Here is a 26,085-nt window from a genome sequence, read left to right as displayed (position 1 = left end):
TTACGGGTTAATTAGGCGTAATTCACACAATTTACATTAAACAGAAGTGAGTTGCTTTGCCGCCGCATTAACATTGGCTTCAGGGCTATCGGCCTCAGAAGGAGGAAACACTTGCCAGAACTGGGGTAAATAGTTAGCCCAATTTGCAAGAATTGCCTTGGCTTTCGGGCTACCGGTTTTCTCGGCGTGGGCTGTGATCAGATCCTTCAATTGTTTTTCCCCTGCTGTAGTACCGACCCGTTGAATGTTCACAATCTCTGTATTCATCTTTTCGGGGAGAGTGTTGTGTTCATCGAGAATGTAGGTGAGGCCACCGGTCATCCCTGCGCCCACATTACGACCCACATCACCGAGCACCACAATTACGCCACCGGTCATGTATTCGCAACAGTGGTCGCCAGTCCCTTCAACAACGGCTTTACCCTTCGAGTTCCGCACCGCAAAACGTTCACCCGCACGACCATTGGCATAGAGGGTGCCGCCGGTAGCCCCATAGAGACAGGTATTGCCGATGATTACGTTATCTGCCGCTGCATATTGGGACTGGGTTGGGGGAACGATGATAATTTCACCGCCATTCATCCCTTTACCCACATAGTCGTTGGCTTCCCCTTCGAGGTGCATGGTCATTCCCAAGAGATTAAAGGCCCCAAAACTTTGACCAGCAGAGCCTTTAAAGTTAAATTTGAGTTCTCCTTCAAAGCCTTCATTGCCGTACTGCTTGGCGATAAAACCGGAAACCCGGGCACCGACGGAGCGATCAGTGTTGATGATCTTGATCTCTTGACTCAGGGAGCCTTGTTCACGGATAGCTTGCTGCACCGCTGCATTTGCCAAAATCTCATCGTCTAGGACAGGGCCATTACTGTGCACATCACCATGGTTCAACCAATCGCGATTGTCGCGGACATCGGGCAGGTTGGTCAGGCAATCTAGGACGAGACCACTGGTCTTCGTGAGCTTGACGTTTTCGCGGGGCTTGAGCAGATCGGCGCGGCCAATAATCTCATTGAGACTCCGGTAGCCGAGTTTGGCCAAGATGGCACGAATTTCTTCGGCGATGAAGTAGAAGAAATTAACCACGTGCTCAGGAATGCCCTTAAAGCGATCGCGGAGGCGCTGTTGTTGGGTTGCGACCCCGACGGGACATTGATTAGTGTGGCAAACCCGCGCCATGATACAGCCTTCGGCAATCATCGCGATGGAACCAAAACCATATTCTTCGGCCCCCATGAGTGCGGCCATGATCACATCCCAGCCGGTTTTTAGACCACCATCGGCCCGGAGGATGACGCGATCGCGCAATTGATTATCCATGAGGGTCTTGTGCACTTCGGTCACACCCAATTCCCAGGGGCAACCTGCGTGCTTAATGGAACTGAGGGGCGAGGCACCGGTACCACCGTCATGGCCAGAAACCATAATGACATCGGCATTAGCCTTGGCGACCCCAGCGGCAATGGTTCCAATGCCAATTTCGGCAACCAGCTTCACAGAAACCTTCGCGGCAGGATTGATCTGGTGAAGATCGTAAATCAGCTGGGCGAGATCCTCGATGGAGTAAATATCGTGGTGGGGGGGCGGAGAAATAAGGGTAACACCGGGCTTAGAATTCCGCAGCATCGCGATGTATTCACTGACTTTTTTGCCGGGTAGTTGTCCCCCTTCGCCAGGTTTCGCCCCTTGGGCCATCTTGATTTCTAGCTGACGACCACTCATCAAATACTCAGGAGTTACCCCAAAGCGACCGGAGGCAATTTGTTTGATGGCAGAGTTGGCGGTGTCGCCGTTGCGCAAGCCGTGGAGATGGGGCAAGGTGGGAGAATCACCGCTCGCATTCACATCGTCGAGGATCTTAAAGCGCACGGGATCTTCGCCCCCTTCGCCGGAGTTGGATTTGGCACCGAGGCGGTTCATGGCGATCGCCAAGGTTTCGTGGGCTTCCCGGGAAAGGGAACCTAAAGACATCCCACCGGTGCAGAAGCGTTTGACGATACTTTCTACGGACTCGACTTCACTAAGGTCAATGGCTTGGCGATCGCTCTCGAAATCAAGCAAATCCCGTAGTGCCGTCGCAGGGCGATTTTCTAGATAATCCTGATAGTTGCCGTAGTGATCAAAGGCTTCTTGCTGATCGTCGTTGTAAGCTGCCACCGCCTTATGGAGAGCCTTGGTCATTTCAGGGGAATTCATGTGATATTCACCCCCCTTGCGGTAATTCACAAAGCCATAATTGGCCAGTTTACTGCCGGAAAGTTCAGGGAAAGCACGACTATGGAACGCAATCCCTTCCTGGGATAGGTCGGCGAGGGTCATGCCACCCACCCGGGACGTGGTGCCCTTGAAGGCGACATTAATCACTTCCATGCCGAGGCCAATCGCTTCAAAGATTTGGGCACCATGGTAGGACTGGAGCAGGGAGATCCCCATCTTGGACAGAATTTTTAGTAGCCCCGCTTCAATGGCATGGCGATAGTTGTCCTGGGCCTTTTCGATGGTCATGGCTGGAATTTGCTCGGCGGCCATTTGCTTCTGGACTCGGGGAATATGCCACCAGTGACGGACAGCTTCAAAGGCGAGGTAAGGACAAACGGCAGAGGCTCCATAGCCCACGAGACAGGCAAAGTGATGGGTACTCCAACATTGGGCCGTATCTACCACAATGGAGGCACTCAAGCGGAGGCCAACGCTGATGAGGTGGTGATGCACAGCCCCCACTGCTAGGAGGGGCGGAATGAAGCTGTGGTCTTGATCAACGGTGCCGTCGGCGCGATCGCTCAGGATAATAATTTTATTGCCAGCCCGAACGGCAGCTTCGGCCGCTGCACAGAGGCTTGTGAGGGCACCCTGGAGACCATCGGGGCCATTGGCGATCGCATAGGTCGTTGCCAGGGTCGTGCCCCCCAGTTGGCTATCCCGGACCCGTTGCAGTTCTGCTTCGTTGAGAACGGGGCTATTCAGCTTGAGCACCTTGGCATCTTCGGTGCCGCAATCCAAGAGATTACCCCGTTCGCCGAGGTACATGTTCAAGGACATGACCAGGCTTTCCCGCAGGGGGTCAATGGGGGGGTTGGTGACCTGGGCAAAGCGTTGCTTAAAGTAGTCGTAGAGCAGACGGGGCTTGTCGGACAGTACCGCCAGGGGAATGTCATCGCCCATGCAGAAGGTCGGTTCTTTGCCCATCTCCGCCATGGCATTGATGATCATCTCAACGTCTTCGGCGGTGTAGCCAAAGGCCGTTTGGAGCCGGAGCAGATCGGCTTCGCTTTGCTGGCGATCGCCAACGAAATCCTGGGATTCGAGGACTTGACGATTTTCCTTGAGCCAGGTGCCATAGGGTTGGGATTCAGCAACCCGCTGTTTGATTTCCCAGTTTTTGAGGAGTTCTTGGGTTTGGAAATCAACGGCGACCATCTGGCCAGGGCCGAGGCGACCTTTTTCCACAATATCTTCGTCGAGGACATCCACAACCCCCGCTTCCGAAGACACAAGAATATAGCCGTCTTTGGTGATGCAATAGCGGGCTGGGCGTAAACCATTCCGGTCTAGGGTTGCACCGACAGTTTTACCGTCACTGAATACGAGGAGGGCCGGGCCATCCCAGGGTTCTTGCATACCCGCGTAGTAGTCATAAAAATCGGTGATTTCCGGGTGTTCTTTGAGGCTGGGCTGATTTTGATAGGCTTCCGGCACGAGGATCATCGCCGCTTCCATGGGCGATCGCCCAGCCCGAACCAACAGCTCCATCGCACTGTCTAAATTGAAAGAATCACTATTATCGGTATTGACAATCGGGTGGAGGGCTTCAATATCATCCTTGTCCCAACCGGGAATTTCGAGGATATTTTCCCGGGCCTTCATCCAGTTGATATTCCCGATGAGTGTATTGATTTCCCCATTGTGACCCAACAAACGCATCGGGTGCGCCAGGGGCCACTTAGGCATGGTATTCGTGCTAAAGCGACGGTGGTAAACCGCAAATTCACTCTTATACAGCGGGTTGGTTAAATCCTTGTAGAACTTACCCAAGACTTCCGACTGCACCATGCCCTTATAAACGATGGTGCGACAGGATAAAGTACACACATAGAAAACATCGGTGAGGTGCTTCCCAATTTCCGAGCGGGCAATGTAAAGGGCTTTATCCAGTTCATCGCCAGTCAATCCCTGTTCCGAGACCACAAACACCTGCTTCATCTGGGGTTGGTTTTCCCGGGCCTGAATACCTAGGGTTTCTGGGGCCACAGGTACATCCCGCCACCCTAAAATTTTGAATTGACGACGGGTTAGCACATCTTCAACTAACGCTTTTGCCGCTGCACATTCTGCTTCAGCCTGGGGGAGGAACACCATCCCAACGCCGTAGGTTTCGGGGGCTGGCTGGGTAATCCCTTCCGCTTGGAACCATTCAGCAAATAATTCGTGGGGCAATGCCGTCATCACCCCTGCACCATCACCGGATTCACGGTCGGCGGTACAGCCCCCCCGGTGCTCCATGCAGCCGAGGGCTGTCAGGGTTTGTTCAATTAATTTATGGGTTTTGCGACCATCTTTATAGGCCAAAAAGCCAACACCACAGGCATCCCGTTCTTCCACAAGCCAACGGGGACCGGTGTAGTAGTTTGTTGTTTCTTGATGATTGTTTTGGGAGAAGGTGCCTTGATGGTTCATTATGTCTCGGTCCATAGGTTAGGAATTTTAGGGTAGAAAAAACCTGGTGTGCTGTGGGGAGGGGACGTATTTTTGGGGACGACTGGCCTCTACACGAACCCACTGGAAATGCTTGACTAGAAATCTCCGTTGGGCTTATTTAGAATAGCGATATTTTGTCGGACGTCAAGTTTTGGGGACGATGATCTCTATCAACTGCTGATCATTCGTGGCTTTGGGCAGGATTTTAGCGACTGCATTTCCCCAGGGGATGACGTTAACGCTCTTTAATTTTTAACTTGACAAAATCTGCGCTAAAGACAGCGTAGCAATATTATAGGAAATAAATTCATTTAACAATAGGGAATACCGTTAAAGGACAGTCGTTTGGGGGGCGTGAAACATTTCCCCTGGGATAAAGTCAGTGTTTGTTGATGTTGTAAGGAAAGAGTAGGCTTTGATGGGATTACGTCGTTGGCAATGGTTCTTGGGGACAGTGGGTTGTTTTGGGCTGAGTTTTGGGACACCTAATTTGCTGGTGGGAGACTTGGCAAGTCCGCGGGCGATCGCCAATCCCGTGAGCCTTAATACCCAAATCCAAGCCAAGGGTAGTCAAATTCGCCTCAATGGTCAAACCCTCCGGGGAGCCTGGGCTCAGTGGTCAGAAAATGGCACGGTGCGTCTGGGGATTGAGTCAATGACCTTGGAAAAAACCCTGGGGATGGAATTGGGGAATGGCCTCGATTTGGGACAACAACCAGTCACCTGGTTTGACAATACTCCCTACCAATTGCCGATTCGCTTTGCCGCTCCCTACCGTTACCTCGATGTGACCGCTTTGGCTGCAGCGCAACGGTGGCAGGCCAGGCCCAACGGCAATGTCCTTGAGCTGACGACGCCCAAGGGGCAAATTTTGAATGTCCGTCAGGGGCAACAGACCTGGGGCACGCGCTTGGTCATTGATCTAGACCGGCCTGTGCTCTGGCAAAAGGTGAGCCCCACAAAACTGCGGCTCCAGAGTGATTATGGAGTGACGGCCCAACGGCTTAGGGCGCAATTAACGGCGAATGCACTGCCGTTTACCCTCAACGATAGCAACGGTTTAACGGAACTTGTCTTTAAAGCGGGGGCCCCAGAGATCCAGGTCTTTAGTTTGGCGAACCCACCCCGCCTAGTGGTCGATTTACGATCACAACCAGAAAATCAAAATCGGTCTGTGCAATGGCTCCCTGGGGTGCAGTGGCGACAGGAAAATTTTGCGGCCAGTTCTGGGCCTGTGCGGGTGACTTGGCTCGAAATTGACCCCACCCAACGGCAACTCCAGCTTAAGCCGATCACCCCGGATAACAACACAATTGTGGGGTTAGCGCCCCTGTTGATCCAGGCAGACACCAATCAGGCGATCGCCGCCATTAATGCGGGCTTTTTTAACCGCAATAACCAATATCCCCTGGGGATTGTCCAAGGCAATCGAGCTTTACGTTCGGGGCCGATTCTCAATCGGGGGGCGGTGGCCTGGGATAATGCGGGCCGCTGGGAATTTGACCGCCTCAAGGTCGAAACCGATATTGTTGCGGGCAATGGCGAACAGGTTGGGGTTGAACTGATCAATAGCGGCTATGTGAAAGCCGGGGCCGCCCTGTATGACCGCGCCTGGGGCAGTCGTTACACCACAGCCGTTGATAATGAAATTGTGCTGACGGTGATGACCTCCGGGGGCCGTGACCAGGTCATTCGCCAGGAAACAGCGGGGAAAGCGGGCCAAAATAGCTATGAAATTCCCCAGGGTGGTTATTTGTTGGTCTTCCGCTCCTTTCGCACTGGGGCAGCCAAATTTCCCGTGGGGGTGACCCTAGAACGGCGACCCAGATTTACCCCCAATAGTTTTGCGACGTTACCGAATATTGTCGGTGGTGGGCCGCTCCTCCTGAAGAATGGTCAGGTTGTTCTCAATGGCCAAGCAGAACAGTTTAGTACGGCCTTCAATATCCAGTCAGCTTCCCGCAGTGCGATCGCCAGAACCCGAGACAACAAAATATTGCTGGTGACCCTCCATGGGGCAGCAGAAGAAACGGCCGGGGCAACCCTCAACGAATGGGCGAATATTCTCCGCCGTCTGGGGGCCACGGATGCCTTGAATTTGGATGGGGGCGGATCTTCGGCCCTTGCCCTTGGTGCTAATTTAAGCGATCGCCACCCCACTACCGCCGGACGGGTTAACAACGGCATCGGCTTGTTTTTAGAATAGAATCGACGCACACTAATCCCTGCCCGAATTACCGATGAATAAACGCCTTGTCCAAGTCATTGTCTTTGTGATGATCGTTCTGTTGCTGGTGCCCCTCCTGGCAACCCCCGCTTTCGGTGCTGATCTCGACCAGGGAGCCCAGATCTTTGAAGCCCATTGTGCCGGCTGTCATCTCAACGGTGGCAATATCGTCCGGCGCGGCAAAAATCTTAAAAAACGGACCATGGCGAAAAATGGTTATACCTCTGTAGAGGCGATCGCCAACCTTGTTACCCAGGGGAAAGGCAATATGTCCGCCTACGGTGACAAACTCAGCTCCGAAGAAATCCAAGCAGTTGCTCAATACGTTCTCCAGCAATCCCAAACCGACTGGAAATCCTAAAAATCAAAGTAAATGTAAGGAATATTCCCCTCTGGCCCAAAAATCAAAATACCGTAGAAACAGAGGGGAATCAGCGCCACTTTAAGGCCCCAATTCAGTTGCAGTTGCCATTGGCGCTGCACTAGATATGCGCCTCCCATGCCCAATAGGAGCAAACTCAACAGCACCAAAAAATCAGGTCTTGCTAAGCCAAGCCCCTCCAAATAAATTTTTTGGGTAAATTGCAAATCCCCCGGATAATGCCACAGATGTCGCAAAAGCAAGACAGCACGGGGGCCATCTGGTAAACGGAAGGGAATCCAACTCAAAAACACGAACGCCTGGGTCAAGAGCCATGCCCCCAGTATTCCCGGCAGCGACGCCCAGAAATTCTCTAACCACAGCCAACGATTCGCAAACCATTGTCCCAATCGATGAATCCCTAGGCCCAAACCATGGAGACAACCCCAGAGGACATAACCCCAGGCGGCCCCATGCCACAATCCGGCCAAAAACATCACCACAAAAAGATTGGCACAGGTGCGCCCCAAACCTCGCCGAGAGCCTCCCAGGGGGAAATACAGATAGTTGCGTAGCCAATCGCCTAGGCTGATGTGCCAACGTCGCCAAAATTCTGCCAAACTCGTTGAAAAGTAAGGGAAATCAAAATTTTCGGGGAGCTGAAAACCGAGCAACTTAGCACTGCCGAGGGCCAGATCCACATAGCCGCTAAAGTCAAAGTAAAGCTGGAGGCCATAGGCCAGGACAAAAAGCCACAGATCGCCGCTGCCTGCCCGTTCGAGGTTATTGGCACAAAGTTCCACAAAAACCCCCAGATTGTCGGCGATGAGGACTTTTTTTACCGCCCCGCTGGCGATGAGCCATAATCCTTCGACCCCTTCGTCGAGTAATAAGCCTGCGGTTCTACGGCTTTGCCCAGAAAAGATATGAAAGCGAGTAATCGGCCCCGACAGGAGTTTAGGAAAAAATAATTTATAGCTGCTGAATGTCAATAGGGACTGGGCCGCGGGAGCCCCCCGGTACACATCTACCAGATAGGCGATACATTCGAAGGTAAAAAAGGAAATCCCCAGGGGCGCGATCAGAGTTTCTGGGAAGGCGATCGCCCATTGTTCTAGTCCAGGCCAGGGCCAGAGCCACGCTAGATTCTCCAGGGTAAAAGGAATATATTTAAACCCAAAGAGCACCGCCAGATTTAGAAAAATACCTAAGCCCAGCCAATACCCAGGCTGCCATTGCCACAATCGAAAAGCTTGCCGCAAAGACTGGGGGCGATCGCCCGATGGGCCTTGGCGCACGAGGAGTTTACCCCAAAAAAAGTTCAAGACCGTCAGACCTACCAGCAATGGTAAAAATTGCGGTTGTAGCAGGCTATAAAACAAGACACTAGCCAGTAGCAGCAGCCAGCGTTGCAAAGGTGGCCAAAACCATCCCAAACCCCAATAGCTCACCACTGTTCCCAGGAGGAAACAGCCATAGCCGAAGGATACCAGCCTCATTGGTTCGTCAAAAAAACATCAGGGTCACCATAGCAGCCCTGTCTCAGAATTAATAGCCCTGGCCCGGATCAAAAGGTTCTACAATTTCGACTTCAACGGCCTTTTCAATTTCTGGTTCCGCCTCAATGACCAAAGGAGCCGACACGGGTTCTAGTTCCGGTAAGGCGATGCGCTGGGGTGCTTTTTCTTTCACAAGGTCTGGCATTGGTTCTGCCTTATCTAGCCAGTATTCCGCCACCGGTAACGTGTGCTCTAGATCCTCTAGCAGTCGCGGAATAATCATCACCGCGTGGAGCTCACCGATCCGTTCTGCTTCGTGCATCCCCGCATCAATGGCCATCGCTACGTTGGAAACAGTCCCGCGAATAATCGCCGTACAAAGCCCATCACCAATGGTTTCATAGGAGGCCAGTTGTACATCAGCGGACTTTAACATCGCGTCGGCGGCCCCCACCATCGCCGGAAAACCACGGGTTTCTAGGAGACCGATAGAACGATTACTCAGGCGACTATAACCCCGTTGCTGCTGGGCAATTTCTGCCAAGTGACTGCCAATGGGAAAAATGGCTTCGAGGTTTGGCAACGGTCGGGGAATGACTAATTTAGAAACGTATTGATCAAACTGAGCAGCGGTGCGTGCCCCCTCTTCGACGGCCAGGCGGACATCTGCTGTTTTCCCCCGAACCACGGCTGTACAGTAGCCGCCCCCAGTTTTTTCATAGCCGACAAGGGTAACTGCCGCTGACTTGAGCATCATGTCCGCAGTGCCCACAATTGCCGGAAAGCTCTTAGTGGAAACGAGTCCCAAGGCACAATCTTGAAACGGATGCGCACGGTGGGGTGCTTGGCGGAGGGGTTGCCGACGGGCAGGAAAATTCATAGGAACTGGGGGAAGGATCGGTTTAGAACAGTCTCGCTTTATGATTAAGTTTATCGGGCAAATACTGATTTACCTATCATTTTACGTTATTCCACTTTTGATTCGGCTTTATGATTGGACAACCGCAATCTCCAGAATACAAACTCTCCCCTGAAGAAACGGACGCTTTATTCCGGTCACTACTCCACAAGGAAGGGACTTGGGTCGAGTGGGGCGTCGGTTGCCAACAACTCCAGCAGTCAGGCCATAGCGCCCAGGAAATTTTTGAGCAGACAGGTTTCCAGACGGCCCAGCAAAATATGATCATTGTGGCGGCCCAGGTGTACCAAAGCATCGCAAGTAGTGGTGTGCCCGAAGATCTGCTGGCCTATTGCCGTGGCCCCCGTTCTGATGTGCTGTATGAGCTACGGATCTTGAGTCATAGCCAAAGGGCGATCGCCGCCCAGGTGTGCCAGGCCAAAAGCCTTGAATTTGATGGAGCAAAGGAACTGGCCCGGGCGATGCAAGAGTTTGCCCGCTTACCCCAAATTCCCGATGGTTTCACGGAACACCCTGGGGATGCCGTTGCCTACCAAGCCTGGCGCTCCGCCAAGCAAAAAAAAGATTTACAAGACCGCACCCGCCTCATCGCCAAGGGATTAAAATTTGCCCATTCTGCCACCGCCCGGCAAAAAATCGAGCAACTCCTCAGTGACCTCACCACCAGCCCCACCAAGGCGGCTCCACTCCTCCCCCTCTACCGTTACGACGAAGATACCAATGTTCCCCTGCTAATTCCGGTAGCGGGATCTTTACCGTTAGAAAGCGATCGCCTGTTGAGCGTGCCTCCCCTCAAGCAAGCGTCTCCTTTTAATCTCGTGACAGTTGCCGCAGCGACAAGTCTGGTGCCGCTACCCAGTTGGCAAAATGTACTGACAGCGGGAGATCCGGTAGTGATCTTCCACCAAACCGATCAACTGCCCCAGCCCATTCCCGGTAAGCCAGAACCCGTTTTGATTTTGCTTGATCGTCAACAAACTGTTTGGAATGACAACAGCTATTTTGCGGTGGATGCCGACGGCAAGGTGGAATTGGGTTGGTTTGCCGAAGCACCGATCGCCAAAATTTTAGGCCAAGTCCTCTTGGTGATGCGCCCGAAAAAAATTCTCGATGAGAATAACCTCCGGGAACCCTGGCAAATGGACGATTAAGCGCAAAAAATGCTGCTTTTGCCCGAATTCCTCTCTATTTAGCGCCAAAATTTTTATCGGGAAATTTCCCCTAACGGTGTACTAGATAGCATTACTTTTCTGGGCGATTGCGTTACAGTATGAAATACAGAGCGTTATTCCTGAGGTGAAAAATGCCGCACTCGACCACTGCCTACACTGAAGCATCCCCAGATCACGCCATTTGGGATAGCCTGAAGCAGGCGATCGCCCGCAGTTCTGGTTTCAAGCGCTGGTATGCAAACCATTGCGAAATCCTCCCCCTTGAGAACCTCAGCGTCGATCAGCAAGTCACCATTTACCTCAAGGAAACCCTAGAGACCCTCGCTTATTAAGCGCCCCTCTCAATGGGGATCTGGTGGGAAACTACCAGCAAATCTTCAAGTTTCGTTTTCGTTCCAAATATCTTTCAAGATCAAAATAGTCAGTAGCGTTTTCCCTTCGGTTTGCGGCTGGCTGTTTTTTTGTGGGGCGATCGCTGGTTTGGCTTGGCTTTTTTTACCAGGTTTTGTAAGGCTCCAATTTCCGCCGTCGTTAAATGCCGCCATTCCCCCGGCCCTAGACCAGTGAGGGTTAATTTCGCTGGCCCTGTACCTATGGCGACGCGCATAAGGCGTAATGTGGGATGCCCCACTGCGGCGGTCATCCGGCGCACCTGACGATTTCGCCCTTCCGTTAGGGTCAGTTCTAACCAGGCTGTCGGGACATTTTTCCGGAAGCGGATCGGGGGTTCTCGTGCGGGGACGGTTGGCTCAGGGATCAAGAGATTGGCGATCGCCGGCCGCGTTTTTTTCCCTTGCACCATTACCCCCTGGCGCAACTGTTCTAACGCCTGCCCGTCCGGAATATTTTCCACCTGTACCCAATAGGTGCGGGGGTGGGCAAATTTCGGTTCGCAAAGATAATGCTTCAAAGGAGCATCATTGGTCAATAATAAAAGCCCTTCGCTATCCAAATCTAAACGACCTACAGAATAAATATCTGGCACAGGCACAAAATCCTTCAACGTTTGCCGCTGTGACCCTTGGGGGCTATTATCAGTAAACTGACAAAGGACGTTATAAGGCTTGTGGAGCAAAACGTATGAGTGCTGCATTAGAACAAGAGATGACTACTAACATCATGCCCGAAGTCACCTCCCAGACACCAGAAAAAATCCAACTTCAGGAAACCCAACCCAGCCCCCTTGCGACTGCCCCGGCGGTGGTTCCTGAAACAAAAGCAGGGGAAAGTCCTCTCCTTGGCTTACTTTTGCTAGTGCCCTTTATTTTTCTGATTTTGATTGCAGCCGTTGTCGTTGAGCGCCTGATTAAATGGGGTTTGCGAAAATTCTTTGCGCCCCAAACCTCTCCAGCAACTTCAATGCCGTCGTCTCCCTTTGCCATCTCCCGTGGCTGACCCCCATTTTTGTTAAAAACGAAAAGTTTTCATGGAGTCACCCTCTCTCTTTTTTAAAGATTAGAAAAAGTTTGTTTATGATGTCGCCATAGCAATGCTTAAAATTTAAAGCCAAACTATCGAAAAAGGGAATTTTTTATTGCCTTGTGGCTTGCGCAAACTAAAAAATAGAACAATTGGCCCTTTGTCCTCTGTGACTCCGTGAAAATGCGGAGACTTACTTTACAAAAAAGATGAAGTAACGGGATCAAGTGGGTCGCTGTCGGCTGAAAGTGTGCCAGGACAAAACTGAAAAATATGACTTTTTTTATATAGAATAGGGTTGATCTCGACCTAAGGTTCTCGCAGTTTTGGTTAAAATCATTCGCCGTAAGTTCATTGGCCATGCGCCGACCTATGATATTGGACTCAGTCAAGACCATAATTTCTTATTGGGTCAGGGTCTTATTGCGGCTAACTGTTTTAATAAATCCCACTCAACGGCCTATGCCTACGTCACTTACCAGACTGCTTACCTGAAGGCAAACTATCCCGTTGAATACATGACGGCACTGCTCAGTGCCAGCAGTGGAAATAAGGATAAAGTCCGCAAGTACCGGGAAAATGCCGAGCGCATGGGTATCCTGGTCTTGCCACCGGATATTAACGAGTCAGACCTGGATTTTAAGCCCGTAGGTCAAGGGATTCGTTTTGGTTTGTCAGCGGTTCAAAACCTTGGTGAAAATGCGATCAATGCCATTTTAGCGGCCCGGGAAGCGGGGCCTTTTTTAAGTTTGTCTGACCTTTGTTCTCGGTTAGATTTGCGTGTTGTGAACCGCCGCGCCCTAGAAACTTTAATTACCTGTGGTGGACTGGATTCACTCCATGATAATCGCCAGGCAATGCTGAAGGGTCTGGATTTAATGATGGATTGGGCACAGTTGAAAGCGAAAGAAAAGGCCAGTGGTCAAACGAATTTATTTGAAAGTCTGGGAGATACGGCAGCGGCATTTGATGAAGCCCCTGTGTTACCCAAGGTGGCTGATTTAACCTTAGAAGAAAAGCTCCGGCAAGAAAAAGAATTGCTGGGATTTTATGTCTCTGAACATCCTTTAGAAAAGCTGCGGTCAACGATTTCGCCGATTTTATCGCCCATTAGCCTTACGGCGATCGCCAATCACATCAATAAAAAAGTCAGCGCCGTGGCGATCCTCACGGACATGCGCAAGATTTTTACGAAGGCCAACAATGAACCTATGGCCTTTATTCAATTAGAAGATATTTCGGGTCAAGTAGAAGGGATTGTCTTTCCCCGCACTTATCAGAAAGTTGAGCAACTCTTACAGCTTGATAGCCGTGTCATTGTGTGGGGCAAAGTGCAACAAAAAGAGGATCGAACGCAACTGATTGTGGACGATCTCGAACCCATTGAAGAGGTGCGAATGTTGATGATTCGCCTCTCTCCGAGTGAGCTTCATCACACCCAAAGTCAGCAGCGACTGAAGCAAATTTTGTCACAGCAGGCTGGGGATAAGAAGAAGCGGGGGCGGATCCCGGTGATCGTGATCGTTGGGAGGGGTGGCGATCGCACCTTTATTCGCCTTGGGCAAGACTATTGGGTCGAGGACGATCACCAGGCCCTCTTGGCACTCCGACAGGGGGGCTTCCATGTCTACCGCGAAAACCTGATTCCCCAGGCCCAAGCGAGCTAACCATTACTTCTACTTTTTAAAAGAAACCCATAAAACCCATAAATCCTATGTCTTACACTTACGAATATCCAAAACCGAGCGTTACCGTTGACTGTGTTGTTTTCGGCCTCGACGCCACCCATACCCTGAAAATGATGCTGATTCAGCGGGGCGTTGAACCCTTTAAAGGGGAATGGGCCTTACCGGGGGGTTTTGTACGCCTTGATGAATCCCTCGAAGAAGCGGCCATGCGCGAACTCCGGGAAGAAACGGGCGTCGAAAAAATATTTCTAGAGCAGCTCTATACCTTCGGTGCTCCGGATCGTGACCCCCGCGATCGGGTGATTACCGTGGCCTACTATGCTTTGATTAACCTAGAGGATCACCCAATTCATGCCCAAACGGATGCCGATGCTGTGGCTTGGTTCTCGCTGGATGAACTGCCCAATGTTGCTTTTGATCACCAGCAAATCATTGATGTGGCGACCCGACGGCTCCAGGGTAAACTCCGCTATGAACCCATTGGCTTTGAGCTGCTGCCCCGCAAATTTACCTTGACCCAACTCCAAAAACTCTACGAGCAGATTTTAGGAACCCAATTGGATAAGCGGAACTTCCGGCGCAAAATCCTTAAAATGGATCTCTTGATTAAATTAGATGAGTTGCAAACTGGGGTCGCCCACCGTGCGGCACGGCTTTACTCCTTTGATGAGGCTAAATATCAACGGCTCAAGGAGGCTGGCTTTAATTTCGAGCTTTAAGGCAGGTTTGGAGATCGTTCAGTTTGTCAGAGTCGCATCATTTTGAAGGCGATCGCCAAAAGTAGATGGAACCCATCGAGGAAAAACGCGATCCGAGTCTCTGGTATCGGCTTTACTGCGCAGGCTTAATGCTGGGCCAGGTGCTATGGCGTCTCCTGCGCGGGAAACTCCGGCGTGACCAGATCACGGAACAAATGCTAACGGCGGGACCGAAGGCGTTGGTGCCAGTGTTGCTGGTCGCTTTTTTTGGGGGCATGATCTTTACGATCCAAACTGCAAGGGAACTCACTACCTTTGGGGCCGAAAGTTTTGTCGGGGGGGCGTTTGCGATCGCCTTTTGTCGAGAACTGGCCCCGATTTTGACCGCGAGTATCATTGCGGGTCAGGTGGGGTCGGCCTTTGCGGCGGAATTAGGCTCGATGAAAATTACCGAACAGATCGATGCTCTGTATATGCTCCGGTCTAATCCCGTTGATTATCTGGTGATGCCCCGGGTGGTGGCTTGCTGTTTGATGTTGCCGATTTTAACGGTCTTTGCCTTGGTGGTGGGGGTGATCGGGGGTACCGGAGCCGCCTATCAGTTCTATGATCTTGCCCCCATTAATTTTTTAACGTCCGTACAAACTTTTCTTCAGCCCCGAGACCTGATTAATGTCGGCGTCAAAGGGATTCTGTTTGGGCTATTGGTGGGGATTATCGGCTGCAGTTGGGGTCTGACAACCGTCGGCAGTACGCAGCAGGTGGGTCGCTCTGCCACTTCAGCGGTGGTGACGACTTGGATCGGTATTTTTATGTTGGATTTCTTTTTATCGCTCCTGTTGTTTCACCAATCTCCCCTGGGTTAAGGGAGTCCGCAAAGATTTACTCAGCCTGAGGTCAGGGGGATATGTTATTTTCCAAGGAGATTCTTTTATTCCGAGTGCTACATGTTACTGAGCGATGATCTGTTGTTGAATTTTAAGCGGTGTGAACGTCGGGCTTTTTTAGACCTGTATGGCGATCGCACTGAGCAGACATCGGAAAAAGATTTTCTCCAAAAATTACGTAAAGAAAACCAGCGCCAAATTCAGGAATATCTGGGTCAACGCCCTTACCACGAACCCGCCGCCGCCGATTGGGAAACCTGTGCCGCCGAAACAGAAGCCCTGATGGCCGCAGGGGTCGAATGCATTTATCGGGGGGTCTTACTCTATCACTTCGACCAATGGCCCGGTACCCCTGTTGAACAGTTAACCCTGGTGGGGAAACCCACGGTTCTCTTGCGACAGGCTGGCCCTTCCCGCTGGGGCAAGTGGCATTATCGACCGATCAGCGTCAAATTAGGCCAAAAACCAAAGCCAGAATACAAGCTGGTGGCGATGTTCCACACTTTTCTATTAGAGGCCATCCAAGGGCGATCGCCTCGGTTAACCCAACTCATTTTGCGGGCTCGCCGTCCCCACCGGGTTGATGTAGACCTCTGGAGCGACAAACTCCAGGAGACGATTACCGACTGCATCAACCTTTTATTACCCGAATTAGAGCCGGAAGTTTTTATTTCCCGGCAACGCTGTCACCTCTGCTCTTGGCACAAGCATTGCTATGCGATCGCCCAAGCCGATAATCATTTATCCCTCGTGCCCGGCGTCACCCCCAACCGCTACGAATCCCTCCAGGGCATCGGTGTTAATACCCTCGAATCCCTCGCCCAAACCTCCCCCAAACACCTGGGCCAACACCTAGGCGCCGATATCGCCATGCAACTCCAACAACAGGCGCGGGCCATTGTCCACCAAGAAGTCGTCTGGCGCATCAATCGTCCCAACAAAACCCAACCCATTCCCCAGGGAACCGTCGAACTTTTTTTTGATATCGAAGCAGAACCCGACCGCAACGTTGATTATCTCCTGGGGGTGTATTTGGTCGATCACCAAAACCAACGGGAAAAATTTTATGGTTTTGTGGCAGAAACGCTAGAGGAAGAAGGCAAAATTTGGCAAGAATTTGTGGAATTTGTCACGCAATTTCCCGAAGCACCGATTTTCCATTTTTCTCCCTACGAACGGGATACCCTCAATCGCCTAGGGAAAAAATATGGCACACCGCCCCAGCAACTGCAAAAAATTGTGGGTCGCCTGATGGATATTCACCAATGGGTGACAAAATATCTCGTGTTTCCCGTAGAAAGTTATTCCCTCAAGGCCCTGGCCAATTGCCTCGGCTACCAATGGCGCGAAAAGGGGGTCAGCGGCGATCAAACCGTGTGCTGGTATGACCAATGGTTAGAAACGGGCGATCGCCAATTATTAGAGGCCATTGTCCGCTACAACGAAGATGATTGTCGGGCAACCCATCACCTCAAACAATGGATCACCAGCTTTCTAGAATCCCAGCAAAAAACCATGGTTTTACGTTGATCCCGTGGGCTACAGTAAACCGCGATAGCGAATAAACATTAAAATCGCCGCCCAGGAACCCAGGGCAACCTTGACCGCCACGATGATATTGAGGATCGTGATCCAACCACCACTAAATAACGTGCCAAATTCACCGTGGGGGAGCTGGAAGCCCATCAGGGACAATGCTGCTAAGAGGAAAAAGACCAGTACCGAAATTTTTTCGAGAATCGCTGCATTCCACTTTTTATAAATGGCATCCATCCATTGGGGCGAAGAGACGATCGCCACCAAACCAATGGCCGTCCCCCCCGCAACACCAGCGGCAAAACCACCCCCAGGGCTGAGGTGTCCCCGAATGGCCAGTTCAATCCCAATCAGGGCCGCAATGGTCGCCCCCAACCGCGCCAGGACAATGGAAGGGGAATCGGTAAATTGCTTAACTTCCTTCGAGGGGTGTTCGTCGGCCAGTAAAAAACGCACGCCCATGATCGCCAGGGTAAAAACCATCACTTCAAAGCCGGTGTCGTAGAGGCGATTGCGCAAAATAATCCCCGATACAGCATTGGGTACCCCCGCTTCGGCGGCCACCACTTCGGCGATCGCCCCAATCTCCCCTTCCATCGCAAAATTCGGGAAGACGAGCATTTTCACAAATAAAGAAATACCAAAGGCAAGGTAAACCCACTTCATGATTGATGATTCTCCATAAGGGATTGCGGCGACGATGGCCCAACGACTTCAGGGGTAGGCTGTGGCTCTAGCAGTTGCAGTTCGATCACATCCGTCAGGGCTGAGGTTTTAAAGATTTCATAGAGCCGTGGTACACGGGTTTTCAGGACATGAAGGTGCCCATCGCCATCCACCTGCAAAATACAGTGCACATTTTTCTGCGCCAGGGCTTGACCCAGGGCTTGGGTATCTTCAAATACCACGGGTTCCAGGCGTAAATGATATTTGCCCAGTACCTGCTTGAGCAGCGGGTTGATTTTTTGGATGAGATTAACGGTATCTGTGCCAGTGGCCAAAACCCCTAAACGCATACTCATCGAAGAACGCACGGCCACCGCATAGAGGGTAATGGACAGCATCGTCCCCACCAACGCTTCGGTTAAAGCCACATCCGCCGCCCCGAACATTGCATAAAGGAGCGCGGCGATCGCCCCCAGGATCCCCCGAATCACCAACGCATAGTAAGGATTTTTTTGGGCGACTAATAATCCCCCCGTCACGGGCAATAACAAGGCGATCGCCCCCACAAACCAGTCAAAATTAGATCCGTTCATCACCGCCTCCACGACTCGAACAATAGGCCAGCACATACCCCAGTACCGTATTCCAAATGGCGAGGGCAATAATCGCCAAAATCAGCAGGGGCCATTCCCTGGGGATTTTTAGCAGTAGTCCCGCCATAATCGCCATCGAACCCAAGGTGTCAGAGACCGACAGAGTATGCAATTTAAACAACACAGAACGATTACCCAGTAGCGGCGCAGTGCCCCAAAACCAGAAAATCACCCCCACAATGATGCAGCCGTAGCTGAGAATATTGATCAAAGTGCTCATGGTAAATTCACCCGCCTCAAAATGTGAGCTAGCAGCATTAACGCCGCATTGCCGACGCACAAAATTAGGACACCGACAACCCCGATCGTCCAGTCATCCCGCAGTACCGAAATCACCAAAATCATCACCGAGGTTTTACTGGCAATGCTGGCGAAGGCCAGGAGCTTTTGCCAAATATCTTGATCCTGTATTGCTTCATAAATTGGCAGCAGTAACGCGCCGATCATCGCCCCAAAAATCCAGGTCATTTGAGTTTCCTCCTTTGCACACGGTGAACTTCGTACCAACCGTCTTTGTGATAATGCAGCACAATCGTTTTCGGGGTAAAGGTAATCAGAAAAATATCGAGAAAAATTAAGCCTGGAGTCCGATTTGGCTTCACCCGCTCCATGGTGACGGTTTCATAGAGATGGGGGCGAAAAATCATTTCAAAGGCTTCAAAATAGGCCTGGGGAATCGCAATGATAATTTCCCAAAACACATGGAGCCAATCTTTGATCTGAGCCGCATCAAAGCGTTTACCGGGCATCAAGATCGCAATAATCACGCCGATGAGAATATTGGCGGCACTCAGGTCTGCCGTGAGCAGAAACCAGATCATTAAAATCAAAAAAATATCGAGAATGCCGATCATAGGGTCACCATCCAAAATAATCCAGTTAAGACAACGCTCATGCCGCCGATCAACTGCTCAAATTCTTCAAAGATCCGGGGCAGCTTGAATTCGAGACGTTTCATAATCAGCCAGTACAACACCCAGCCAAGGGCAATTTTGATCAAGGCCTTGGGGATATTAGAAAATTCATAGGCTTCGAGATAAAAACCATTGCCTAGGATGACACCGCTTAATAAAAAGGCGATCGCCCCCCAAAAGGTCACACTTTTTGCAGTAAATTTCGTCGCGGCATCATGGGGAATAAACAAGAATTTGGCGAAGGCCAGGGCTGTCCCCACGGCGGCAATGTTTAAACCGATTTCCTGCCAGGGCGCAATATTTTTAAGCAGTAGGGCTTTTGAGCTAAAGCCAATCAGCAACGGCATGCTCACCATTGACAGGCAGGCGATCGCCAAGGGCAGCCACAGACTGCTCGCGATTTTAGTTTGGCGCAGTTCCTGAAAATTGCGGGTGGGCAATTGCCCCGCCATCAAAAATAAAGAAGATTTCACTAAACCATGGGAGAGGGCCGCCAAACCCGCCACCGCCGGTGCTGAGAGCAACAACCCTAATTTTGAGATGGTACTAAAAGCCAGTAAACGTTTGGCATCGGTTTCGAGAATGGCAAAGGTAATCCCCAACAGAGCAGTGGCCAGACCGAATAGTCTCAGCCACAGATCCAGGTCTGACACCAAAATGCCGCACCGCAGGAGGGGGAAAATTCCCGCTTTAACCACGACACCGGACAACATCGCCGATACGGGGGTTTCTGCTTCGGAGTGGGTTAGGGGCAACCAAAATCCCGATATAAAGACGCCTCCCTTGGTGAGTAGGCCCAAGAAAATCAGGGCGATCGCCTCGCTGGGGGCTTCGGCCAGACCCGCAAAAGCGAAGGATTTTGTTGCTTGGTAAACTAGCACCGCCCCAATGAGATAGAACAGCATCGCCGTATTGCTGAGGAATAAATACCTGAGACCAATCCAAATGGAACGGTCGGTGCGCTGGTAGGTCATCAACAGAAAAGCCGCAATGCTAATGGCTTCTAGGGCAACATAGAGGCTAATCAGATCGGCGCAGACAAAAACGGCATTGAGGGCCCCTTGTAAAACCACCAACTGGGTAAAGAAAAAAGCACTTTTGTTACTTTTCCAGCAGTACACCGTCACGGCGATCGCCACCGCCGCGTTGGTCAAAATAAAATAGCCGCTCTGGTCATCCACCAGTAGATCTACCCCATACATCCCCAGGAGCTTGAGGCTGTAGGGTTCCGGCTGAAAAATTTGGACAAGGCCAAAGATCAACGAACAAATAGAAACGAAAATCGCCAGATAACGATCAATCTTGGGCAGTAAATAAATACTAAAGCCCACCACAAAGGGAAAAATTACCCAGCCAATGGTCAATTCATTCATGGTTATCATCCTCCCTAAACTAACGACCACTGAGAGTTGTCCTAAGCCAACACCAGCCAAAACAAACCCGTCAACACCAGACTCATCACCCCCACCAGATGTTCAAATTGCTCCACGACCCGGGGCAGCTTGACCGTAATCCGCTGGAAAATCAGCCCATAGGCCAGCCAACCGATGCCGATGGTGACTAACGCCTTGAGGATATTACTGGGTTGATAGGCTTCCAGGTAAAAGCTGTTGGTTATAAACAACCCACCCAGGAGCAGCACAATCGCGCCATAAAAATTCGGCAAAATTTTGAGGCTGGGGTCTGTTTTTTTCGGGAGGAAAATGAATTTCGCAAAGGAAATCGCTGTCCCCACCGCCGCCACATTGAGGGCGAAGCTTTGCCAAGGCAGAATATTTTTCATCGTCAGAATTTTAGAACTGTAGCCCGCCAAAAAGGGCAAGCCAGAGATCGAAGCACAGGCTAACACCAAGACCCACCAGTAGGCCCGGGGAATCGACTGTTCGCGTAAAACTTTAAAATTGCGACTGGATAACTGTCCCGCCGTGAGAAAAAGCGCGCCTTTAACGAGGCCATGGGTAAGGGCATAAAACCCACCCACCGCTGGCGCGGCCAACACAAAACCCAATTGGGAAACGGTGTGAAAAGCCAACATTCGTTTTGTATCTTTCTCAAAAACCGCATAGCCAACCCCCAACAGAGCCGTACCCACACCAAATAATCGCACCACAGGATCAAGCTCTGGCACTAATAGGGCGCAGCGGGCCAGGGGAAAAACACCAGCTTTAACCACAACCCCTGATAAAAGGGCGGATACGGGGGTTTCTGATTCCCCATGGGTGAGGGGGAGCCACAGACCAGAGACAAAAATGCCCCCCTTGGTCAGTAAGCCGAGGAAGATTAAGGCGATCGCCTCCTTGGGGGCCACTGCCAAACCCGAAAAAGCAAAGGAATTACTCGCTTGGTAGACCAATACCGCACCAATGAGATAAAACAACATCGCGGTATTGCTAATGAAGAGATAGCGCAGGCCGACCCAGAGGGAGCGATCGCTCCGGGAATAGGTGATTAACAAAAATGCGGCAATCCCAATGCACTCTAGGGCGACATACAGACTGATCAGATCGGCACAGCAAAACGTCGCGTTTACCGCCCCATGGAGGATCACCAGTTGGGTATAGAAAAAGGGTGATTTCTGTTTATCAAAGCAATAAAGGAGTACAGCCCCCGTCACCAGCCCATTCATCAAAATGAAATAGCCGCTCAGTTCATCGAACATCAGGGTGACGCCGAAGCTATCCAAGAGTTCTAGGGTAAAAGGCTCTAGACTCCAAAGCAGACCGATACTATAGACCACCGATAGAGCGGCGATCGCCAAAGCAAAGTAACGGTTCCAGCGGGGCAAGAGATAAATACTGAACCCCACAACAAACGGCAACAAAATCCAAATAATTGTGATGTCGTCGATCATGGCGTGTGGCTTTTCTCGATTTCGCTGGTTTCTAAGGTCGGATTATCCCGTGACAACTTCATCACGCCCACGAGCATCAAGGCCTGAATCGAAAAGCCAATCACAATTGCCGTCAAAATCACGGCCTGGGGCACCGGATCGGCATAGGCGATCGCCCCCTGGTCAGCATCCACAATGGGGGCAAAAATCCCCCCCCGGGCTGCCACAAGAATGTAATACGCAATCACCCCCGTACTCATCACATCCATGGCCAGGATTTTCATAATCAGATTTCTTTTGAAAATGATGCCGAAAAACCCAATGAAGATTACTGCAAACACACAGGCTTCGAGCATAGACATCGACATGGCTGAATTCCCTCCGTCCGAGTGGGGAATGTCCCTGACGACAATCCCCCATTAACGATTTCCTACACCGACAAACTTTTCTCAAGGGCTTCCCGGTCGGCAGGCACATCCGGATCCTGGGGCTTATTTAAAACAGCCTGGAGGAGCGGCGGTGCCAAGAAAGTGGTCAAGATCACCATCACAATGATGGCTGCTTCTAGGGGCTTATCTAACACACCACTAGCAGAACCAATGCCCGCAAAAACGAGGCCCACTTCTCCCCGGGGAATCATGCCAAAACCAATGGCCAAGCGATTCACCCCCGGTTGACCAAAGACGGCCCAGCCCGTGATTACCTTCCCGACAATCGCCACAACGATGAGGAACGCAGCAATCACTAATCCGGCGCGGTTGGCAGACTCGAAGGGGTTCAGAACACCAAGGTCTGCTTTTGCTCCCACGGTTACAAAAAAGATCGGCACTAAAAAGTCGGCAATGGGCATTACCTGACGGTCTAACTCTTTACGGAGATCCGTTTCATCCAACACAAGACCCGCTGCGAAGGCCCCTAAAATGGCTTCTAAATGGATGAGGTTCGCAATAATCGCCATCACCAACGCAAAGGCAAAGGCCGGAATCAACAGCGCGCCCCGGGTTTTTAGTTTGGCGGCGATCGCCTCAAAACCTTGGTTAAAGAATTTACCGAGCAGAATCGAACCCAACAGAAAAGCACTGGCCCCAATAATCAGATAGACCACATTCAGGAGATCCACTTCCCCGGTCTTGGCCAAACTCGCGACGACCGCTAAAACAATAATCCCCAGCACATCGTCAATCACCGCCGCACCAACGATAATTTTGCCTTCGGTGGACTTTAGCTGACCCAAGTCCGACAGTACCTTCGAGGTAATGCCAATACTCGTGGCCGTGAGGGCGGCCCCCGCAAAAATAGCAGGGATAATCGGCGTATGGAACAACGTCACTAGGCCCACCGTCCCCAAAAGGAAAGGTGCCACCACCCCGACAATCGCGACCACCGCAGCCTGGGAACCCACTTTACTCAGCTCCCGGAGATCTGACTCAAGGCCAATCTCAAATAACAGCACAATGACCCCAAGCTCTGCCAATACCGAGATCACTTCGCTTTGGCTGGCAAAAATATGCTCAAGGGCAGTGCCATCTAAACCACCAAGCTGCTGCAAAAACAGCATTAAACTTGAGTCGGCCGCCGTGGCCCCTGTTTCCGGAAAGACGATGAGGTGGAGCGCCGAGACCCCGACTAGAACACCTCCGACCAGTTCCCCTAATACAGGGGGTAAACCGACTCGTTTGGAGAGTTCTCCCCCCAACTTACTCATGGCATAGATCACAACCAGGGTCATTAAAACGCCGGTTAAAACAAATGAACCATAGTCAGCTTCCGGGGTTGTCGCCAGGGACAGGGAAGGAACGAAATCCGTCAATCCTGGCAGACTACCAGAAAAGATTGTGGGACTTAGCATAGAATTTTTGCCTCAAACGTTGTGGTAAAAAGCGATCGCAAATATTGCAGGGATGGGACAAAAGTGAAAAGGGATAGGTTGCATCGAACCCGGAGAGGGCTATCTGCCGACCATACCGTCCTGAGATAAGCCGGAAGGTTAGACCAAGATAGCCAGGAACCCACCGCAGATCAGGGCCTTAACCCATCTCTGAACTGGGAGCCGTCACACCATCCGCCAAATGGGGATAGATTCCGAGCACGGCATTCTTGAGGGCTTCTTCCCGCGACATTAAACATTTATCGGGGGGAACCCGCTTAAAGAGCTTGAGTTTTTCCAGACGGCGACGGGTTTGGCCCGCAGCACCGACAATATAAACCTGACGTTCTTTGTCGAGGGCCTCTTCAATGGCATTTTCTAGGGCTAGGGAAGCGGTCACCCCCATGTGGGGCACTTCACCGATATCAAAGACGAGGGCGTCACAGTCACCCATAGCATTGTGTTCCCTGGCGATCGCCTTTGCGACCCCAAAGATCATCGGCCCACTGAGTTGGAACAAAAGAACGCGGCCTTGGCCTTCATCCAACCAGCGTTTTTCAGTATTCGTCAGGCGGATATTATCGTCAGCATCACTGACCGTTTGGACTTTTTCGGACTGGAGATTACTCATCCGTTCGATGGTGAGCACGTTAGCCACAAAGACACCCACACCCACGGCAACAATCAAGTCAACCAAGACCGTTAACAAAATGACGCCGTACATAATAAAGGCTCCCTTGGGGGAGATTTCGTGGGCCCGTTTCAGGAAACTCCAGTCAATAATGTCAACCCCAACCTTGAAGGCAATCCCTGCTAACACAGCCAGGGGAATGGTTGCCGTCAAACTCGCAGCCCCCAGGATCACAACCAACAGGACAAAGGCCCGCACCAATCCAGACAGTGCAGATCGACCACCGGACTGGATATTCACCACAGTCCCCATGGTGGCCCCAGCCCCGGCAATCCCGCCAAACAAGCCAGAAAAGAGGTTCCCTAGACCCTGACCAATTAATTCTTTATTGGAATTATGTTCTGTCCGGGTCAAGCTATCGGCAACCACAGAAGTCAAGAGGGCATCGATACAACCAAGCATCCCTAGCACTGCCGCATCGAGAATCATCCTCTGGAATCCACCTACACTGAAGCTCGGTCTGACCAGCTCTGGGAACCCGGCTCGAATTTCACCGATGCGACGGAGATCGCTTACTTCTGGCGGGAAAACGAAAAAGGCGATTACCGTCCCCAGGACAAGAGCGACCAATTGGGGCGGGATTACCTTTTTAAACTTCTCTGGCATAAACCAGATGATCGCCACGGTGCCTAAAGCTAAGGCTGTTTCGCCCGGTTGAATATTACTCAGCAGTGTGGGTAAATTTTGGAGCGTGCCGATGACGCCGCCCCCCGGACTCGCCTGTCCTAGGAAGGGCGCTAATTGCAAAATGACCAGGATAATCCCGATCCCTGACATGAAGCCAGAAATCACGGTGTAGGGCATCATGGTGACGTATTTGCCGAGTTTGAGGGCGCCAAAAATAATTTGGAACACCCCGGCCATCATCACGACGGTAAAGGCGATCGCCAAACCTTCTTCTGGAGTAGCGGCGCTGGCCGTGAAATGGGCAATCACAGCGGTCATAACCACCGTCATCGGCCCTGTGGGTTCGGAAATGAGGGTGGGGGTTCCCCCAAAGAGGGCGGCAAAGAAGCCCACAAGCACAGCACCCCAAAGACCGGCTTCTGCCCCGGCACCGGATGCCACCCCGAAGGCGAGGGCCATGGGCAACGCAATGACCGCCGCCGTTAGCCCGCCAAAAATATCGCCGCGGATATTCCTAAAGTGAATTTTGTTGGTTATCTGCATGGTTACGCATTTTTCAGATCAGTAGTGAGCAAAGCACTTAAACAAACCATAAAGGATTCGTTGCTTAGCCTGTTGGGTGTGAGTTAAGTTGTCAGTGCAACAGGAGCATAGTTTAATATCTATGAAAATTTTATTTTGTATTGATTAACATCTAACCATAGCCCCCTACCAATTGTCTCCATTGGGAAAACTATCT

The 26,085-nt window shown here is 51.4% G+C and carries 23 protein-coding genes; 9 read left to right on the top strand and 14 right to left on the bottom strand.

Features of this window, described 5'->3' with window-relative positions; genetic code table 11:
• Positions 1 to 36: 36 nt before the first annotated feature.
• Entirely contained in the window at positions 37 to 4,671 is a 4,635-nt protein-coding gene (gltB, locus tag AWQ24_RS12200; RefSeq protein WP_065716969.1) for a glutamate synthase large subunit, read from the bottom strand.
• 439 nt (positions 4,672 to 5,110) lie between these two features.
• Between gltB and AWQ24_RS12195 the strand changes: the two genes are divergently transcribed.
• Positions 5,111 to 6,898 (top strand): phosphodiester glycosidase family protein, encoded by a 1,788-nt coding sequence (locus AWQ24_RS12195; protein WP_065716968.1) that lies wholly within the window; start codon positions 5,111 to 5,113, stop codon positions 6,896 to 6,898.
• A gap of 34 nt (positions 6,899 to 6,932) precedes the next feature.
• Positions 6,933 to 7,280 carry a c-type cytochrome gene (locus tag AWQ24_RS12190; protein WP_065716967.1) on the top strand — a complete coding sequence of 116 codons (348 nt, stop codon included), beginning with the start codon at positions 6,933 to 6,935 and terminating at the stop codon, positions 7,278 to 7,280.
• Here the strand turns inward: AWQ24_RS12190 and AWQ24_RS12185 are convergent.
• The gene (locus tag AWQ24_RS12185; protein ID WP_065716966.1) at positions 7,277 to 8,779 is read right to left on the bottom strand and encodes an MBOAT family protein; all 1,503 of its coding nucleotides are present in this window, start codon (positions 8,777 to 8,779) and stop codon (positions 7,277 to 7,279) included. The genes AWQ24_RS12190 and AWQ24_RS12185 overlap by 4 nt on opposite strands.
• A gap of 49 nt (positions 8,780 to 8,828) precedes the next feature.
• Positions 8,829 to 9,659 (bottom strand): BMC domain-containing protein, encoded by an 831-nt coding sequence (locus AWQ24_RS12180; protein ID WP_012307985.1) that lies wholly within the window; start codon positions 9,657 to 9,659, stop codon positions 8,829 to 8,831.
• 110 nt (positions 9,660 to 9,769) lie between these two features.
• On the opposite strand from AWQ24_RS12180, the gene AWQ24_RS12175 reads away from it, so the two are divergent.
• Both AWQ24_RS12175 and AWQ24_RS12170 read left to right on the top strand, forming a co-directional pair.
• The gene (locus AWQ24_RS12175) at positions 9,770 to 10,849 is read left to right on the top strand and encodes a RuBisCO accumulation factor 1 (protein ID WP_065716965.1); all 1,080 of its coding nucleotides are present in this window, start codon (positions 9,770 to 9,772) and stop codon (positions 10,847 to 10,849) included.
• Positions 10,850 to 11,001: 152 nt separating this feature from the next.
• Positions 11,002 to 11,202 (top strand): hypothetical protein, encoded by a 201-nt coding sequence (locus tag AWQ24_RS12170; protein WP_065716964.1) that lies wholly within the window; start codon positions 11,002 to 11,004, stop codon positions 11,200 to 11,202.
• An 89-nt stretch (positions 11,203 to 11,291) separates the two neighbouring features.
• Here AWQ24_RS12170 and AWQ24_RS12165 read toward each other — a convergent pair whose 3' ends face one another.
• Entirely contained in the window at positions 11,292 to 11,963 is a 672-nt protein-coding gene (locus AWQ24_RS12165) for a pseudouridine synthase (protein ID WP_065716963.1), read from the bottom strand.
• Here AWQ24_RS12165 and AWQ24_RS12160 point away from each other — a divergent pair.
• The 5 genes from AWQ24_RS12160 to AWQ24_RS12140 all read left to right on the top strand — a co-directional run bounded on the left by AWQ24_RS12160 (position 11,951) and on the right by AWQ24_RS12140 (position 17,092).
• A complete protein-coding gene (locus tag AWQ24_RS12160; protein ID WP_065711231.1) occupies positions 11,951 to 12,265 on the top strand; it encodes a hypothetical protein in 315 nt (104 codons plus the stop codon). The two genes, AWQ24_RS12165 and AWQ24_RS12160, sit on opposite strands and share 13 nt — an antisense overlap.
• Before the next feature lie 350 nt (positions 12,266 to 12,615).
• A complete protein-coding gene (locus AWQ24_RS12155; protein WP_012307980.1) occupies positions 12,616 to 13,956 on the top strand; it encodes an OB-fold nucleic acid binding domain-containing protein in 1,341 nt (446 codons plus the stop codon).
• Between the two features lie 47 nt (positions 13,957 to 14,003).
• Entirely contained in the window at positions 14,004 to 14,696 is a 693-nt protein-coding gene (locus tag AWQ24_RS12150) for an NrtR DNA-binding winged helix domain-containing protein (RefSeq protein WP_065716962.1), read from the top strand.
• Positions 14,697 to 14,761: 65 nt separating this feature from the next.
• Positions 14,762 to 15,541, top strand: a complete 780-nt coding sequence (locus tag AWQ24_RS12145; protein WP_012307978.1) for an ABC transporter permease — start codon at positions 14,762 to 14,764, stop codon at positions 15,539 to 15,541.
• Between the two features lie 81 nt (positions 15,542 to 15,622).
• Positions 15,623 to 17,092, top strand: a complete 1,470-nt coding sequence (locus tag AWQ24_RS12140) for a TM0106 family RecB-like putative nuclease (RefSeq protein WP_065716961.1) — start codon at positions 15,623 to 15,625, stop codon at positions 17,090 to 17,092.
• 9 nt (positions 17,093 to 17,101) lie between these two features.
• Here AWQ24_RS12140 and AWQ24_RS12135 read toward each other — a convergent pair whose 3' ends face one another.
• The 10 genes from AWQ24_RS12135 to AWQ24_RS12090 all read right to left on the bottom strand — a co-directional run bounded on the left by AWQ24_RS12135 (position 17,102) and on the right by AWQ24_RS12090 (position 25,889).
• On the bottom strand, positions 17,102 to 17,764 hold the full coding sequence (locus AWQ24_RS12135) for a Na(+)/H(+) antiporter subunit B (protein ID WP_012307976.1): 663 nt from the start codon (positions 17,762 to 17,764) through the stop codon (positions 17,102 to 17,104).
• Entirely contained in the window at positions 17,761 to 18,357 is a 597-nt protein-coding gene (locus AWQ24_RS12130; RefSeq protein ID WP_012307975.1) for a DUF4040 domain-containing protein, read from the bottom strand. The genes AWQ24_RS12135 and AWQ24_RS12130 overlap by 4 nt, the downstream gene beginning before the upstream one ends.
• Positions 18,344 to 18,628, bottom strand: a complete 285-nt coding sequence (locus tag AWQ24_RS12125; protein WP_041443973.1) for a monovalent cation/H(+) antiporter subunit G — start codon at positions 18,626 to 18,628, stop codon at positions 18,344 to 18,346. Before AWQ24_RS12125 ends, AWQ24_RS12130 begins: the two co-directional genes overlap by 14 nt.
• Positions 18,629 to 18,633: 5 nt before the next feature.
• Positions 18,634 to 18,885, bottom strand: a complete 252-nt coding sequence (locus AWQ24_RS12120) for a hypothetical protein (RefSeq protein ID WP_065716960.1) — start codon at positions 18,883 to 18,885, stop codon at positions 18,634 to 18,636.
• A complete protein-coding gene (locus tag AWQ24_RS12115) occupies positions 18,882 to 19,271 on the bottom strand; it encodes a cation:proton antiporter (RefSeq protein WP_030006875.1) in 390 nt (129 codons plus the stop codon). The genes AWQ24_RS12120 and AWQ24_RS12115 overlap by 4 nt, the downstream gene beginning before the upstream one ends.
• A complete protein-coding gene (locus AWQ24_RS12110; RefSeq protein ID WP_065716959.1) occupies positions 19,268 to 20,704 on the bottom strand; it encodes a cation:proton antiporter in 1,437 nt (478 codons plus the stop codon). The genes AWQ24_RS12115 and AWQ24_RS12110 overlap by 4 nt, the downstream gene beginning before the upstream one ends.
• Before the next feature lie 41 nt (positions 20,705 to 20,745).
• Positions 20,746 to 22,179 carry a cation:proton antiporter gene (locus AWQ24_RS12105; protein WP_065717375.1) on the bottom strand — a complete coding sequence of 478 codons (1,434 nt, stop codon included), beginning with the start codon at positions 22,177 to 22,179 and terminating at the stop codon, positions 20,746 to 20,748.
• Positions 22,179 to 22,529, bottom strand: a complete 351-nt coding sequence (locus tag AWQ24_RS12100; protein WP_315862306.1) for a cation:proton antiporter subunit C — start codon at positions 22,527 to 22,529, stop codon at positions 22,179 to 22,181. Before AWQ24_RS12100 ends, AWQ24_RS12105 begins: the two co-directional genes overlap by 1 nt.
• A 62-nt stretch (positions 22,530 to 22,591) precedes the next feature.
• Positions 22,592 to 24,010, bottom strand: coding sequence for a cation:proton antiporter (locus AWQ24_RS12095; RefSeq protein ID WP_012307968.1), 1,419 nt, complete (start codon positions 24,008 to 24,010; stop codon positions 22,592 to 22,594).
• A 178-nt stretch (positions 24,011 to 24,188) separates the two neighbouring features.
• The gene (locus AWQ24_RS12090; RefSeq protein ID WP_065716957.1) at positions 24,189 to 25,889 is read right to left on the bottom strand and encodes a SulP family inorganic anion transporter; all 1,701 of its coding nucleotides are present in this window, start codon (positions 25,887 to 25,889) and stop codon (positions 24,189 to 24,191) included.
• Positions 25,890 to 26,085 lie beyond the last annotated feature (196 nt).

It is taken from the genome of Picosynechococcus sp. PCC 8807, assembly GCF_001693295.1.
GTDB lineage: Bacteria > Cyanobacteriota > Cyanobacteriia > Cyanobacteriales > MRBY01 > MRBY01.
This window is presented reverse-complemented; position numbering and strand designations above follow the sequence as displayed.

Excerpts from the sequence above, each read along its gene's own strand:
- gltB (WP_065716969.1), bottom strand. The coding sequence starts at position 4,671 with ATGAACCATCAAGGCACCTTCTCCCAAAACAATCATCAAGAAACAACA.
- AWQ24_RS12195 (WP_065716968.1), top strand. The coding sequence starts at position 5,111 with ATGGGATTACGTCGTTGGCAATGGTTCTTGGGGACAGTGGGTTGTTTT.
- AWQ24_RS12190 (WP_065716967.1), top strand. The coding sequence starts at position 6,933 with ATGAATAAACGCCTTGTCCAAGTCATTGTCTTTGTGATGATCGTTCTG.
- AWQ24_RS12185 (WP_065716966.1), bottom strand. The coding sequence starts at position 8,779 with ATGAGGCTGGTATCCTTCGGCTATGGCTGTTTCCTCCTGGGAACAGTG.
- AWQ24_RS12180 (WP_012307985.1), bottom strand. The coding sequence starts at position 9,659 with ATGAATTTTCCTGCCCGTCGGCAACCCCTCCGCCAAGCACCCCACCGT.
- AWQ24_RS12175 (WP_065716965.1), top strand. The coding sequence starts at position 9,770 with ATGATTGGACAACCGCAATCTCCAGAATACAAACTCTCCCCTGAAGAA.
- AWQ24_RS12170 (WP_065716964.1), top strand. The coding sequence starts at position 11,002 with ATGCCGCACTCGACCACTGCCTACACTGAAGCATCCCCAGATCACGCC.
- AWQ24_RS12160 (WP_065711231.1), top strand. The coding sequence starts at position 11,951 with ATGAGTGCTGCATTAGAACAAGAGATGACTACTAACATCATGCCCGAA.
- AWQ24_RS12165 (WP_065716963.1), bottom strand. The coding sequence starts at position 11,963 with ATGCAGCACTCATACGTTTTGCTCCACAAGCCTTATAACGTCCTTTGT.
- AWQ24_RS12150 (WP_065716962.1), top strand. The coding sequence starts at position 14,004 with ATGTCTTACACTTACGAATATCCAAAACCGAGCGTTACCGTTGACTGT.
- AWQ24_RS12145 (WP_012307978.1), top strand. The coding sequence starts at position 14,762 with ATGGAACCCATCGAGGAAAAACGCGATCCGAGTCTCTGGTATCGGCTT.
- AWQ24_RS12140 (WP_065716961.1), top strand. The coding sequence starts at position 15,623 with ATGTTACTGAGCGATGATCTGTTGTTGAATTTTAAGCGGTGTGAACGT.
- AWQ24_RS12135 (WP_012307976.1), bottom strand. The coding sequence starts at position 17,764 with ATGAAGTGGGTTTACCTTGCCTTTGGTATTTCTTTATTTGTGAAAATG.
- AWQ24_RS12130 (WP_012307975.1), bottom strand. The coding sequence starts at position 18,357 with ATGAACGGATCTAATTTTGACTGGTTTGTGGGGGCGATCGCCTTGTTA.
- AWQ24_RS12120 (WP_065716960.1), bottom strand. The coding sequence starts at position 18,885 with ATGACCTGGATTTTTGGGGCGATGATCGGCGCGTTACTGCTGCCAATT.
- AWQ24_RS12115 (WP_030006875.1), bottom strand. The coding sequence starts at position 19,271 with ATGATCGGCATTCTCGATATTTTTTTGATTTTAATGATCTGGTTTCTG.
- AWQ24_RS12110 (WP_065716959.1), bottom strand. The coding sequence starts at position 20,704 with ATGAATGAATTGACCATTGGCTGGGTAATTTTTCCCTTTGTGGTGGGC.
- AWQ24_RS12100 (WP_315862306.1), bottom strand. The coding sequence starts at position 22,529 with ATGTCGATGTCTATGCTCGAAGCCTGTGTGTTTGCAGTAATCTTCATT.
- AWQ24_RS12095 (WP_012307968.1), bottom strand. The coding sequence starts at position 24,010 with ATGCTAAGTCCCACAATCTTTTCTGGTAGTCTGCCAGGATTGACGGAT.
- AWQ24_RS12090 (WP_065716957.1), bottom strand. The coding sequence starts at position 25,889 with ATGCAGATAACCAACAAAATTCACTTTAGGAATATCCGCGGCGATATT.